At 66.3% G+C, this 13956-nt stretch carries 12 protein-coding genes; 9 read left to right on the forward strand and 3 right to left on the reverse strand.

Annotation, left to right across the window (positions count from 1 at the left end; all coding sequences use genetic code 11):
- Positions 1-7 precede the first annotated feature (7 nt).
- From AC1Q6V_RS26400 to AC1Q6V_RS26410, 3 genes are all read left to right on the forward strand, one after another.
- On the forward strand, positions 8-1183 hold the full coding sequence (locus tag AC1Q6V_RS26400; RefSeq protein ID WP_010810229.1) for a M20 aminoacylase family protein: 1176 nt from the start codon (positions 8-10) through the stop codon (positions 1181-1183).
- Between the two features lie 141 nt (positions 1184-1324).
- Complete coding sequence (locus tag AC1Q6V_RS26405; RefSeq protein WP_010810228.1) at positions 1325-1510, forward strand: hypothetical protein; 186 nt, start codon at positions 1325-1327, stop codon at positions 1508-1510.
- A gap of 216 nt (positions 1511-1726) precedes the next feature.
- Positions 1727-2602, forward strand: coding sequence for an EamA family transporter (locus AC1Q6V_RS26410; protein ID WP_454750929.1), 876 nt, complete (start codon positions 1727-1729; stop codon positions 2600-2602).
- Between the two features lie 24 nt (positions 2603-2626).
- Here AC1Q6V_RS26410 and AC1Q6V_RS26415 read toward each other — a convergent pair whose 3' ends face one another.
- The 3 genes from AC1Q6V_RS26415 to AC1Q6V_RS26425 all read right to left on the reverse strand — a co-directional run bounded on the left by AC1Q6V_RS26415 (position 2627) and on the right by AC1Q6V_RS26425 (position 5936).
- Complete coding sequence (locus AC1Q6V_RS26415) at positions 2627-3319, reverse strand: GntR family transcriptional regulator (protein ID WP_010810226.1); 693 nt, start codon at positions 3317-3319, stop codon at positions 2627-2629.
- A gap of 117 nt (positions 3320-3436) precedes the next feature.
- A complete protein-coding gene (locus tag AC1Q6V_RS26420) occupies positions 3437-5050 on the reverse strand; it encodes an OpgD/OpgG family glucan biosynthesis protein (RefSeq protein WP_439669191.1) in 1614 nt (537 codons plus the stop codon).
- 133 nt (positions 5051-5183) lie between these two features.
- Positions 5184-5936, reverse strand: coding sequence for a TerC family protein (locus AC1Q6V_RS26425; protein ID WP_439669190.1), 753 nt, complete (start codon positions 5934-5936; stop codon positions 5184-5186).
- Positions 5937-6143: 207 nt separating this feature from the next.
- Between AC1Q6V_RS26425 and AC1Q6V_RS26430 the strand changes: the two genes are divergently transcribed.
- The 6 genes from AC1Q6V_RS26430 (at position 6144) to pntB (ending at position 13642) form a co-directional block, all read left to right on the forward strand.
- Positions 6144-7121, forward strand: coding sequence for a 2-dehydropantoate 2-reductase (locus AC1Q6V_RS26430; RefSeq protein WP_011617428.1), 978 nt, complete (start codon positions 6144-6146; stop codon positions 7119-7121).
- 276 nt (positions 7122-7397) lie between these two features.
- The gene (locus AC1Q6V_RS26435; protein WP_010810222.1) at positions 7398-8117 is read left to right on the forward strand and encodes a GntR family transcriptional regulator; all 720 of its coding nucleotides are present in this window, start codon (positions 7398-7400) and stop codon (positions 8115-8117) included.
- A gap of 357 nt (positions 8118-8474) precedes the next feature.
- Positions 8475-9707, forward strand: a complete 1233-nt coding sequence (gene frc, locus AC1Q6V_RS26440; protein WP_010810221.1) for a formyl-CoA transferase — start codon at positions 8475-8477, stop codon at positions 9705-9707.
- A gap of 138 nt (positions 9708-9845) precedes the next feature.
- Positions 9846-10628 carry a fumarylacetoacetate hydrolase family protein gene (locus AC1Q6V_RS26445; protein WP_010810220.1) on the forward strand — a complete coding sequence of 261 codons (783 nt, stop codon included), beginning with the start codon at positions 9846-9848 and terminating at the stop codon, positions 10626-10628.
- Between the two features lie 37 nt (positions 10629-10665).
- On the forward strand, positions 10666-12228 hold the full coding sequence (locus AC1Q6V_RS26450; protein ID WP_037023416.1) for a Re/Si-specific NAD(P)(+) transhydrogenase subunit alpha: 1563 nt from the start codon (positions 10666-10668) through the stop codon (positions 12226-12228).
- A 16-nt stretch (positions 12229-12244) separates the two neighbouring features.
- The gene (gene pntB, locus AC1Q6V_RS26455; protein ID WP_010810218.1) at positions 12245-13642 is read left to right on the forward strand and encodes a Re/Si-specific NAD(P)(+) transhydrogenase subunit beta; all 1398 of its coding nucleotides are present in this window, start codon (positions 12245-12247) and stop codon (positions 13640-13642) included.
- Positions 13643-13956 lie beyond the last annotated feature (314 nt).

Here is a 13956-nt window from a genome sequence, read left to right on the forward strand (position 1 = left end):
GGACGACATGCATCCCATCCTGGCCGCGCTGCGGGACAGCGCCGAAGAGTTCGTAGCAGTTCGCCGTGACCTGCACCGGCATCCGGAGCTCGGCTTCGAGGAACACCGCACCAGCGACATGGTGGCCAGCCTGCTCGCCGAATGGGGCTATGAGGTCGAGCGCGGGCTGGGGACAACGGGGGTCGTCGGCCGGCTGCGACGCGGTACGGGCAACCGCAGCCTTGGCATTCGCGCCGACATGGATGCCCTGCCGATGGAGGAGGCCACAGGGCTCCCCTATGCCAGCTGCCATCCCGGCGTGATGCACGCCTGCGGGCATGACGGGCATACCACCATGCTGCTTTGCGCAGCAAAGTACCTCGCCCGGCGCGGCGACTTCAGCGGAACCCTGAACCTTATCTTCCAGCCGGCAGAGGAGGGGTTGGGCGGTGCAAAGAAGATGATGGAGGACGGACTGTTCAGGAAGTACCCTTGCGATGCCGTCTTCGCCATGCACAACGTACCGGGCACCGCATCGGGCCGTCTGCTGTTGCGCGAGGGCGCGGCGCAGGCTTCGGCCGACAACGTCACCATCACGCTGGAAGGCGTCGGCGGCCATGCGGCGATCCCGCACCACGCGGCCGACCCTGTCGTGGCCGGCGCCTCCATCGTGATGGCCTTGCAGACTATCGTGGCGCGCAATGTCGATCCGCTGCAAGCGGCGGTCATTACCGTGGGCGCGTTCCAGGCCGGTACCGTCTCCAATATCATTCCCTCGCACGCCGTGCTCAGGCTGAGTGTCCGCGCACTGGACCGCGATGTGCGAGAGCGGATCGAGCAGCGTGTCAGGGACCTGGTATCCGCGCAGGCGCAGAGTTATGGCGTCACGGCGCAGGTCGATTATCAGCGCGGGTATCCAGTCCTGGTGAATACGCCGGCCGAAACGGCGTTCGCAAGCCAGGTCGCCCTGGACTTGCTGGGCGCGAGCCACGTCAACTGCCAGGCGTCGCCCATTGCCGCCAGTGAGGACTTTGCCTTCATGCTGGATGCCGTGCCTGGCTGCTACCTGTGGCTTGGAAACGGCGAAGGCGGAAAGGCCGGAGGCTGCTCGGTCCACAATCCCGGCTACGACTTCAATGATGGGAACATTGCTGTCGGTGCGGCGTATTGGGCCCTGCTGTGCGAACGTTTCCTCGTGGACTAAACGCTGCCGACCCTGGTAGCACTTGCGACAACTCATGGTTGCGCTCCCGCATACGTACTTTCACCTAATGCTGCAGCGCGACAATCCTTCTGCTACAATCAGGGAAAACCCCATAAGGGTAATCCCGAAAGGAAGGACGCCATGAACACCCAATCCGATATCAAGCTGACTGACCAACTCGAACGCGAACTGATCGACCGTGAACTCGGTACGCAAAGCCTGGGCTTCGCCCACGACGTGAAGCGCGCCATCGCCTTCGTCCAGAGCGCGATCGAGCGCCTGCAGACCCAGGCCCGCAAGGCCCACGTGGTCTACGCCAACGGCTAAAGAGTTGTTTGCAGCAGAGTAGTTGTGGCCCGTTGCGGGCTGCGTTGTAGAACCGGCCATACGTGCGCCCGCCCGGGCAGACGCGGCCGGTTTTGTTTTGCCCGCGGTTGTTGCGTGCTTTGTGAATAACTTTCGCAAGGCTTGCCAGACCTTTTCGTTTGGCCGGGACGTGGCAGGGGGCTATCGTGGATGCCTTCGCAATACGCCTTCCCGACCATGCCCCCGCTTGTCCTGCTGTGCCTGCTGATCACCTATGTGGTCTGGGGCACGACCTACCTGGCAATCCGCTTCACGCTGGAGAGCTTTCCGCCGCTGTTCATGATGGGCACGCGCTTCCTGTGCGCGGGCCTGCTGCTGGCCGCCTGGCTGGCGTGGCGGGGCACGCCGATGCCGTCGTGGCGGCTGTTGCGCAACTGCGCGGTGCCGGCGCTGTTCCTGCTGGTGGGCGGCATGGGTTTGACCGCGATTGCCGAGCAGACGATTTCTTCCGGTGCCACCACGGTGATGATCGGGTCGATGCCGATCTTCGCGCTGATGTGGAGTGCCTGCTTCGGCAACCGGCCGAAATGGTATGAGTACGTGGCGATCGCGATCGGCAGCCTGGGAATCCTGGTGCTGACCGCGGGGGCGGAATTCCGCGTCAGCACCGGGGGCGTGGTGGCGCTGATGCTGGCAGTGGCGAGCTGGTCATTCGGCTCGCAGCTGGCGCGCCGGATGGAGCTGCCCCAAGGCGCCGCGGCATTTGCCGCGGAGATGCTGATCGGCGGCGTGGTGCTGATGGTGCTGTCGGCGCTGCGGCAGGAGCCGTGGCCGGCATCGGTCAGCGCGCAGGCCGGCTGGGCCTGGGTCTACCTGGTGGTGGCGGGGTCGCTGGTGGCGTTCTCTGCCTACATGTACCTGGTGTCCACTGTCAGCCAGACGTTGTCGGCCAGCTATGTCTATGTAAACCCGCCGGTGGCGCTGGCGATGGGCGCATGGCTGGGCGGCGAGCAGATCGCGCCGCAGACGCTGGGTGCCGTGATGCTGATCCTGGTGGCGCTGGCCGTGCTTAGCCTGGGCACGCTGCGCACGGCGCGGGCCCAGGCGGCCTGATACGGCCGACTGCTGCCGGGCAGATCAACTACCCGACTGTTCCTGGATCCAGAGCGACAGCCGCACCTTGTAGGCCTGCTGGATATGCCGGCGCGCGATCTGTTCGGCCAGTGCCGGGTCGCGCTTTTCCAGCGCCTCGACCAGCGAGATGTGTTCTTCGTAGGAGCTGCGCGCGCGCCCTGGTACCGCCAGCGTGGTGCGTCCCAGCAGTGCCATCGACTCATGCAGCGAGCGCAGCGTCTTCAGCAGGTAGCGGTTGTGGGCGCAGCGGTGCAGGGTTTCGTGGAACAGCCGGTTGTTCAGCGCGAGCCGGTCGGGGTCGTCGGCGATGGCCAGGTCGCGCTCGACGATATCGCGCAGCAGCGAGATCTCCACGTCGGTGGCATGGCGCGCGGCCAGCGCGGCGGCGGTGCCTTCCAGCACTTCGCGCATGACGTACAGCTCGCTGACCATGCTGGCGTCGAGCTGGGTGACCATCATGCCGCGGTTGGGCTCGTTGACGACCAGCCCTTCGGACTCCAGCCGCGACAGCGCTTCACGCACCGGCGTGCGCGACAGGCCTAGGGATTCGGCCAGTTCCACCTCGCGCAGCCGCGTGCCGGGGGGCAGCTGGCCGGCCTGGATGGCGGCGCGCAGTTGCTGGTAGGCGCGCTCCGAGCGCGGGAGCGATGCGGCCTGGCCACTCTCGGCGGCGCCGGCAAACTCTTGAGAAATCATGTGAGGCTGGCTGATGCAGTTGGACTGTCGTAGCCAGTCATCATACCCGCTCGTGCGCGCCTGACATCACGGCGACGCAATATGGTGTAAAGGGCCAGGCGCGCGGCCGTGGGCACCTCAGCCCGCCGGCGACTGGAACGGATGGTATTGATAGAGCCAGGTCTCCGACAGCGGCTTGCCGTTGAGCCTCAGGAACAGGCGGATATCGACCGGCTGGTTGCCGTCGGCGGTCAGGTCAAATTGTGCACGCCAGTGGCCCGGCACATTGTTGGGCACGGCTTCTGTGAAGACGTAGGAGAAGCTGCCGCGAGATGCGGTCAGTACGGCTTCAGGTTTGACGCCGAAGGGCAGTTTCTCCAGCGGCGCGCCCTTGAACTCGACCATGAACTTGCGCACGCCCTTGGGCCGCGGCTGGCCCGGCTGACCGCCATTGCCCAGGCGCGTGGCCACGCAGCGCGCCAGCGGCGAGGGGAAGGGCTCGTCGGCCTGCCAGTGCAGCCGGTAGCGCAGGCGGTAGGTGCTGCCGGCCCTGGCCGGCGCCTTGGGCACCCACATGGCGACAATGTTGTCGTGGATCTCGTCATCGGTGCGCAGCTCAACCAGCTGCACCGAACCGGCGCCCCAGCCGTCGCGCGGCTCGACCCACAGGCTCGGGCGGCGCTCATAGTTGACGCCGTCCTGGTAGTGGTCGAACAGGCGGTCGCGCTGCAGCAGCCCGAAGCCCTTGGGGTTATCGTCGGAAAACGCCGAGGCCGTGGTCTGCGGCGGGTTGTTCAGCGGGCGCCAGATATGCTCGCCGGCGCCGTTCCACAGCGCCAGGCCGTCGGAGTCATGCACCTCCGGGCGCCAGTCGACGGCGGTGCCTTTGATGCCCTCAGAGAACCAGAACATCGAGGTCAGCGGCGCCAGCCCCAGCCGGCCCACATCCTTGCGCAGGAACAGCGCGCACTCCACATCCATGATCACGGCCTTGCCGCGCTGCATGACGAAGCGGTAGGCGCCGGCGATGCTGGGGCCATCCAGCAGCGCATAGACCGTGACGGTATCGCCGTTGCCCTCGGGCGTCTCGAACCAGAAATGGGTGAAGGCCGGGAATTCCTCGGACTTGCCGGCTTCGGCCACGTCGATGGCGATGCCGCGCGCGGACAGCCCGTACTGGTACAGGTCGCCGATGGCGCGGAAATACGACGCGCCGAGGAAGGCAACCCAGTCGTTCTTGCGCCAGTCGCGTGTCTTCTGGTCGCCGAGGCGGCTTTCCTGGAAGCGGAAGCCGGCAAAGCCGCTGCCCGGCGGCAGCTTGTGCGCGGGGCTGTCGGCCGGCATGTCGAAGTAGGCGTCGTCGTAGACGATCTCGCGGGCCTTGCCGGGGCCGCCCTTGGCGCGTTCGATCACGTGCATGCGCACCGGCGTGCGGAAGTACGTGCCGAGGTGGAAGAAGGTGACCGGGAACTGGCCTGGGCCACTGGCAAAGAGCGCGTCGTCGGTGCGGAAGCGGATCTTGCCGTGGGCGTCGTAGTCGATGCGGGACAGCACGTCCGCGGGCGGTGATGGCGGCGGCGCGTAGGGCTTGCCGGCCAGTGCGCGGGCGCGTTCGATCAGGGCGTCGAAACCGAATGGCTGGGCGTCGCCGAGTTTGATCCGGCTGGCTGCCAGCACCGACGGGGTAATGCCCAGTGCGGCGAGCGCGGCGGAGGCAGTGGCGGAGACCAGCAGGGTTCGGCGGTTCATCATGTGGCGAAAGCGTCCTTTTATTGTCCGGGGGTTGTGCAGAACTGTAAGAGACGCCGCCGTCCGCGAAAAGTTCGGACACCCTCTGTTACAGGCGGCCGCCCGCAGCCCGGCTGCAAGCGGCCGCCGCCGCACATCAGGCCTGCCCGCTGGCCCGGCGCCGCTGGCGCCGTTGCCGCGCCAGCATGTTCAGCCCCTCGACCGCGGCCGAGAACGCCATCGCCGTATAGATATAGCCCTTGGGCACATGGGTGCCGAGGCCCTCCGCGATCAGCGTCATGCCGATCATCATCAGGAAGGCCAGCGCCAGCATCACGATGGTCGGGTTGCGGTTGATGAAGTTGGCCAGCGGCGTGGCCGCGAACAGCATCGCCATCACCGCGGCGATCACCGCCACGAACATGATCTGCACATGCTCGGTCATGCCGACCGCGGTGATGATGCTGTCGATCGAGAACACCAGGTCGAGCACCAGGATCTGGCCGATGGCCGCGGCAAAGCTCTGCACCGCCTTGGCTGTGCCGCCTTCCTCGCCTTCTTCGGCGGCGGTGACGTGGTGGTGGATTTCGCGCGTGGCCTTCCAGACCAGGAAGGCGCCGCCCGCGATCAGGATGATGTCGCGCCACGACAGCCCCTGGTCCAGGATGGTGAACACCGGCTCGGTGAGCTTGACGATGAAGGCGATGGTGGCCAGCAGGCCCAGGCGCATCACCAGCGCCAGGCTGATGCCGACCTTGCGCGCCTTCTCGCGCATGGCTTCAGGCAGCTTGTTGGTCAGGATCGAGATGAAGATCAGGTTGTCGATCCCCAGCACGATTTCCATGGCCACCAGGGTGGCCAGTGCCGCCCACGCGGCGGGGTCCTGCAGCAATGCCAACGACGCTTCCATGGGGGGGCTCCGGGTGTCAGGTTGCAACTCGGCGCCGGACGGTGGTCCGCCCGGGGCACATGCAGGCGTTATGTTAGCGCAGCGCCGCTTGCCCGCGCCGTGTGATCCGGAAAGATAAAGGTGGTTCTACGCGGTTGCCATGCGCCTCGATGGAATATAGTATGTGATATATCAAAAGATCCAAATCGAGCCATCAAGGAGACAGCAATGAAAGTGTGTATCTACGGCGCAGGCGCGATCGGCGGCTATGTCGGGGCGCAGCTGGCGCGCGCGGGGGCGGAGGTCAGCTTCGTCGCGCGCGGCCCCCATCTCGCGGCAATGCAGGAACATGGTGTCAGGCTGCTGATCGACGGCGAGGAGCGCGTGGCCAAGGTGCGCTGCACCAGCGATCCGCGCGAGCTCGGACACCAGGACTATGTGTTCATCACCCTCAAGGCGCATTCCGTGCCGGGCGTGGTGGACCAGATGCAGCCGCTGCTGGGGCCGGAAACCGCGGTTGTCACCGGCGTCAACGGCATTCCGTACTGGTATTTCTACAAGCATGGCGGCGACTTGGCCGGCAGCACGCTGGAAAGCGTCGATCCCGGCGGGCGCCAATGGAAGGGCCTGGGGCCGGAGCGGGCGATCGGCTGCGTGGTCTATCCCGCGGCTGAGATCGTTGCGCCGGGCGTGATCAAGCACGTCTACGGCAAGAAGTTTCCGCTGGGCGAGCCGGATGGCAGCCGCTCGGCGCGCGTGACCCGGCTCAGCGAAATGATGATGGCCGCCGACCTGGACGCCCCGGTGCGCGACAATATCCGCGACGAGATCTGGCTCAAGCTGTGGGGCAACCTGTGCTTCAACCCGATCAGCGCGCTCACGCATGCCACGCTCGACGTCATCACCGCCGACCCGGCCACGCGGGCGCTGTCGCGCCAGATGATGGTTGAGGCGCAGGGCATCGCCGAGCGCTTCGGGGTGAAATTCCGCGTCGACGTGGAGCGGCGCATCGACGGCGCCGGTGCCGTGGGCGCGCACAAGACCTCGATGCTGCAGGACCTGGAGGCCGGGCGGGCCATGGAAATCGACCCGCTGCTGACCGTGGTGCAGGAAATGGGACGTCTGGTCGCGCAGCCCACGCCGATGTGCGATGCCGTGCTGGGTCTGATCAAGCAGCGCGACACGATGGCCAAGCTGGCCGCCTGAGCGCGGCTGGGAACAGGGGATACCGCCGGGTCAGGTATCCCCTGGCGCACGCCAGGCGCGCCAAGGTAGCGTTAGCCGGGCTTGCGAAGCGAGAAAGGCAGGCGATAGTGATATACCATATACGACAGACCGCGCACCGCTACTGTGCCGATGCATGACAACAACGCATTGTTTGATGCGTTTTCGTAATGGGTCCGGCGTTTTTGCTAAGCTGTGCGGCAATGCGGGGGGCAGCCATTCCGGCCACCCTGCCGCTGGTCTCACACGAGCTCATTCATGTCTGCGCAAAGCCAATCCATCGTCCAGCCCAACGGGCTGGCCTTGTCCGTGCAACCGATCAATGCCGGCGCGAGCCTGCGCGACCAGGCCTACGCCATGTTGCGCCAGGCCATCGCCGACGCTGACATCTACCAGTCGCGCGACGAGATCCGCCTCGATGAGCGGGTACTGAGCGAGGCCATGGGTGTCAGCCGCACGCCCATCCGCGAAGCCATGACGCTGCTGGAGCAGGAGGGCTTCCTGCGCACCGTGCCCCGGCGCGGCATCTACATCATGCGCAAGACCAAGCGCGAGATCGTGGAGATGATCCAGATGTGGGCCGCGCTGGAAAGCATGGCCGCGCGGCTGGCCACCGAGAACGCCACCGATGCCGAGATCGCGCAGCTGCGCAGCATGTTCGACAGCTTCCGCGATTCCACTCCGGCCGAGCATATCGAGGAGTATTCCGACGCCAATATCGCCTTCCACCAGGCGATCGTGCAGCTGTCCAAGTCGCAGATCATCATGGACACGATCCGCAATATCTTCATCCACGTGCGCGCGATCCGGAAGATGACGATCTCGCAGAGCGACCGGGCGGCACGTTCGATCGTGGACCACCTGCGCATCATCGAGGCGCTGGAGAAACGCGATACCGAGCTGGCCGAGCGGCTGGTGCGGCAGCATTCGCTGGATCTGGCTGACTACGTGGAACGGCACTGCGACTTCCTCGACTGAAGGCGGGCGGGGTAGGGCGGCAAAACGGCGGACCTTGGTCCGCCGTTTTGCTTTTGTACGTTCCCGGGTGACGCGCGAGCTTTTCGCGCTATGGTATGTGATATATCAATGCGGAAAAGATGCTGGCTGACTGATTCGGGATTTCACTGGGTTTCCCACTTCGGGCAAGCAAAGCAGGCCGATTGCTGCATTGCATCCTCGAAATTTGTGTTGCATCGGGCAAACTCCTCTTGCTCTCTTCTGATATATCACATACCGTATGTCATCAAGAGGGCCGGAACGGACGCGAGCGAGTACGCGCCGAGCACCAGAACAGACCATATACAAGTGAAACCATCGTCCGAGGAGACATCCGAAATGGAAACCAAGGCACTGCAAGGCGTTCGCATCCTGGACATGACCCACGTCCAGGCGGGCCCCTCGGCCACGCAGCTGATGGCGTGGCTGGGCGCGGACGTGATCAAGGTGGAAATGCCCGGCCGCGGGGACATCACCCGCAGCCAGCTGCGCGACGTGCCCAATGCCGACAGCCTGTACTTCACCATGCTCAACAGCAACAAGCGCAGCCTGACGCTGAACATGAAGACGCCCGAAGGCAAGGCGCTGCTCGAAGACCTGGTCCAGCGCAGCGACGTGCTGATCGAGAACTTCGGGCCGGGCGTGCTCGAGCGCGCGGGCTTTGACTGGGACCACCTGCAGGACCTGAACCCGCGGCTGGTCTATGCCTCGATCAAGGGCTTCGGCCCGGGGCCGTACGCGGACTGCAAGGCGTATGAGAACGTGGCCCAGTGCATGGGCGGTTCGGCCTCCACCACGGGCGATGCCGAGGGCGTGCCCACTGTCACCGGCGCGCAGATCGGTGATTCGGGCACGGGCGTGCATTGCGTGGTCGGCATCCTGGCCGCGCTGCTGCAGCGCGAGCACACCGGCCGCGGCCAGCGCGTGGAAGTGGCGATGCAGGACGCGGTGCTGAACCTGTGCCGCGTCAAGCTGCGCGACCAGCAGCGCCTGGCCAACGGCCCGCTGCGCGAGTACCCGAACGAAGAGTTCGGCGACCACGTGCCGCGCGCCGGCAATGCCTCGGGCGGCGGCCAGCCGGGCGCGGCGCTGCGCTGCGCGCCGGGCGGCCCCAACGACTATGTCTACGTCATCATCCAGCCGCAAGGCTGGGAGCCGCTGATGCGCCTGTGCGGGCGCGAGGACCTGATCACCAATCCGGACTACGCCACGCCAGAAGCACGCCTCAAGCACCTGGCCGACTGCTTCGCCGTGATCGAGAAATGGACCGGTGGCCGCAGCAAGTTCGACGTGATGGCGGCGCTCAACGAGGTCGATGTTCCGTGCGGCCCGATCCTGTCGATGAAGGACCTGATCGAGGACGAGTCGCTGTACCAGCGCGGCTACCTGAAGGAGCTGGAGCACCCGCAGCGCGGCAGCTACGTGCAGCTGGGCTGCCCGATCACGCTCTCGGCATCGCCGGTGGAGATCGAGCGTTCGCCGCTGCTGGGCGAGCATACCGAAGAGATTCTCGAGTGGCTGGGGCGCTCGCCCGCGCAGATCGCCGCGATGAAGCTGGCCGGCGCGGTATGACGCAAGCCTGACGTCATTCCCGCCTGTGCGGGAATGACGAATCCGGGCGCGAGCCGCCCACGATCCCATTTCTTGCAAGATCCTGCAACCGACATCGGAGCAGGCAGGGCCCCGCTTTGCCTGCGCAAGGAGCATGCTGTGCAAACCTGGATACGCTTTCGCCGCGCTGACGGCAGCATCGGCCATGGCCGCATCGACGAAGCCGATGGCAACCGTGTCGTCGAATATGACGGCGACGGTTTCAACGACCCCGCCCCCACCGGCGCCGTGCATGAGCGCGCGTCGCTGACGCTGCTCGCGCCCTGTGCGCCGGGCAAGGTGGTGGCGCTGTGGAACAACTTCCACGCACTCGCGCGCAAGCTGGAAAAGCCCGTGCCCACGCACCCGCTGTTCCTGCTCAAGCCGGCCTCGTCGCTGGCCGGGCCGGGCGATGCGGTGCAGCGCCCCAAGAGCTACGACGGCAAGATCGTCTATGAGGGCGAGCTGGGCATCGTGATCGGCAGCAAGGCGCGCAATGTGTCGGTGGCCGAGGCCGGCGCGCATATCTTCGGTTATACCGTCGTCAACGACGTGACCGCGGCCGAGCTGATCACGGCCGACCCCAACTTCCCGCAGTGGACGCGCGCCAAGGGCTTCGACACCTTCGGCTGCATCGGCCCGGCCATTGTCTGCGGCTTCAACTGGAAGGCCGCCAGCGTCATCACGCGGCTCGATGGCGTGGAGCGGCAGAACTACCCGCTGTCGGACATGATCTTCTCGCCCGAGGAACAGGTCAGCCGGATCTCGCAGGACCTGACGCTGATGCCCGGCGACGTGATTGCGTGCGGCACCTCGATCGGCGTGGGATCGATGAAGGACGGTGCGGTGGTCGAGGTGGCGATCGCGGGCATCGGCTCGCTGGTCAACCACGTGCGCGGCTGAGCCGGCGCCCGATTCCTTCCAAAAAACGGTGAATGCCATGCCAATGACGATCGGTGTGCCACGCGAAGTCCACCCGGGCGAGCGGCGCGTTGCCGCCACGCCCGACTCGGTCAGGGAACTGCTCAAGCTCGGCTACCAGGTGGTGGTGGAGAGCGGCGCCGGCCAGGAAGCGTCGTTCTCCGACGCTGACTACAGCGCCGCCGGTGCGGCCATTGTCGACGCGGCCAGCCTGTGGGCCTCGGTCGACGTGGTGATCAAGGTGCGCCCGCCGCAGGTCCATCCCAGCCTGGGCGTGGAAGAGGCGGCGCTGCTGAAGAAGCATGCCACGCTGATCGGCTTTGTCTGGCCGGCGCAGCAGATGGCGATGCTGGAGCGGCTGACGCAGCGCGGCGCAACCGTGCTGGCAATGGACTGCGTGCCGCGCATCTCGCGCGCGCAGAAGCTCGATGCGCTCAGCTCGATGGCCAATATGGCGGGCTACCGCGCGGTGATCGAAGCCGCGCATGCGTTCGGGCGGCCCTTTGCCGGACAGATCACGGCCGCGGGCAAGATCCCGCCGGCGCGCGTGCTGGTGATCGGCGCGGGTGTGGCGGGGCTGGCGGCCATCGGCGCGGCGCGCAGCCTGGGTGCGGTGGTGCGCGCCTTCGATACGCGGCCGGTGGTGCGCCAGCAGATCGAAAGCCTGGGCGCCGAGTTCCTGACCGTCGAGATCGAAGAGGACGGCAGCGGCAGCGGCGGCTATGCCAAGGAGATGAGCCCGGCCTTTATCGAAGCCGAGATGCGTCTCTTTGCCGAACAGGCGCGCGAGGTCGACATCATCATCACCACCGCGCTGATCCCGGGCAGGCCCGCTCCCAAGCTGCTCGAGGCCGGCACGGTGGGCCTGATGCGCGCCGGCAGCGTGGTGGTCGACCTGGCTGCTGAGCAGGGCGGCAACTGCGTGCTGACCGTTCCGGGCGAGGCGGTGCGGCAGCACGGCGTCACCATCATCGGCTACACCGACCTGCCCAGCCGCATGGCGGCGCAGGCCAGCCAGCTCTATGGCACCAATATCCGCCACCTGCTGACGGAGCTGACGCCGGGCAAGGACGGCCAGCTCGTGGTCGACATGGACGACGAGATGATCCGCGGTGCCACGGTGCTGCACCAGGGCACGGTGACCTGGCCACCGCCGCCGCTGACGGTGGCGATCCCGCAGCAGCAGGCGCCGGCCGCGCCGCCGCCGGTGCAGGCCGAGGCCGAGCCGCCGCGCAGCCGCACCGGCGCGACGCTGATCGCGCTGGCCATCGCGGCGGCGGCGCTGCTGGGCCTGGGCGCGGTCGCGCCGCCGGCCTTCATGGCGCATTTCACGGTGTTCGTGCTGGCGATCTTTGTCGGCTACCAGGTGGTGTGGAACGTCACCGCCGCGCTGCATACGCCACTGATGAGCGTGACCAATGCCATCAGCGGGATCATCGTGGTGGGCGCGCTGGTGCAGCTGGGCAAGCCGTCGCTGCTGACGGCGGTGATTGCCGGCAGCGCGGTGCTGCTGGCCACCATCAATATCGCCGGCGGCTTCCTGGTGACGCAGCGCATGCTCAAGATGTTCCAGCGGGACTAGAGACGGGGAGACAGGGATGCCATCCGGAATCAGCAATATCGCTTACCTGGGCGCCAGCGCGCTCTTCATCCTCAGCCTGAGCGGGCTGAGCCACCCCGGCACCGCGCGCCGCGGCAACCTGCTGGGCATCGCCGGCATGGTGATCGCGGTGCTGACCACCGTGCTGGCGGGCAGCCCGGACGGCATCGCCATCATCATCGGCGCGATGCTGGTGGGCGGCATCGCCGGTGCCATGCTGGCCAGGCGCGTGGAAATGACGCAGATGCCGCAGTTGGTGGCGGTGCTGCACAGCTTCGTCGGCCTGGCTGCGGTGCTGGTGGGTTATGCCAACTACCTGGATAGCCATGCGCTGACCGGCGCGGAGAAGGCCATCCATGAAGTGGAAACCTACCTTGGCATCCTGATCGGCGCGGTCACGTTCACGGGCTCGATCATCGCCTTCCTGAAGCTGCAGGGCACCATGGGCGGCAAGCCGATGCTGCTGCCCGGGCGGCATGCCTTGAATGCCATCGCGCTGCTGGTTTGCGTGTGGCTGGGCTATGCCTTCCTGAGCGCGCCCGACGCGCAGCAGGGGCTGGTGCCGCTGGCGGCGATGACGGTGATTGCGCTGCTGGTCGGCGCGCACCTGGTGCTGGCCATCGGCGGCGCCGACATGCCGGTGGTGGTGTCGATGCTCAACAGCTACTCCGGCTGGGCCGCGGCGGCCACCGGCTTCATGCTGGGCAACGACCTGCTGATCATCACCGGGGCGCTGGTGGGATCGAGCGGCGCCATCCTCAGCTACATCATGTGCAAGGCGATGAACCGCAAGTTCCTGTCGGTGATCCTGGGCGGCTTCGGCGCGGTGCAGGCACAGGGCGCGGCGACCGAGCAGGGCGAGGTGCTGCCGGTGTCCAGCGAGGAAGTCGGCAACCTGCTCAAGGACGCCAGCGACGTGATCATCGTGCCGGGCTACGGCATGGCGGTGGCGCAGGCGCAGGGCACCATCAGCGAGATCGCGCGGCGGCTGCGGGCGCAGGGCGTCACCGTGCGCTTCGGCATCCACCCGGTCGCAGGCCGCCTGCCCGGGCACATGAACGTGCTGCTGGCCGAGGCGCGCGTGCCGTACGACATCGTGCTGGAGATGGAAGAGATCAACGACGACTTCGAGAAGGCCGACGTGGTGCTGGTGGTGGGCGCCAACGACATCGTCAACCCCGGTGCGCTGGAAGACCCGGGCAGCCCCATTGCCGGCATGCCGGTGCTGGAAGTCTGGAAGGCCCGCACCGTGGTGGTGTCCAAGCGCAGCATGGCGGCGGGCTATGCGGGCGTGGACAACCCGTTGTTCTACAAGGACAACACGCGGATGTGGTTCGGCGACGCCAAGGGCAGTGTCGATGCCCTGCTGAGGCAGCTGGAGGAAGCGCCGGCCTGAGTTGGTCGAGTCGAGGTCTCCAAGCTGAGCAGTTCAGGCGGCCGCGAAGCCACCGCCGCCCCGCGTTTGTCGGGGCGGCGGTGGCTTTTGTTGTCTGGATGGGCCCATAGACAACCTGTTATGGAAGCCCGGCGGGGGATTCATGCCAGCTCCGCGATATATAAACGATCGCAAATAGAAACGATAAAAAACTTTAAGACTAGTCAAATTAAGCTTCAGGTAGCATCAATCCACGACTTCATGTGCCGCAATGCCAGGCGCCGGTCTAGTTGTGAGAAGGGCAACCCACAAAGCCCTGTTGTGCCAGTCGAGGC

This window comes from Cupriavidus sp. GW823-FHT07B10 (assembly GCF_058794355.1).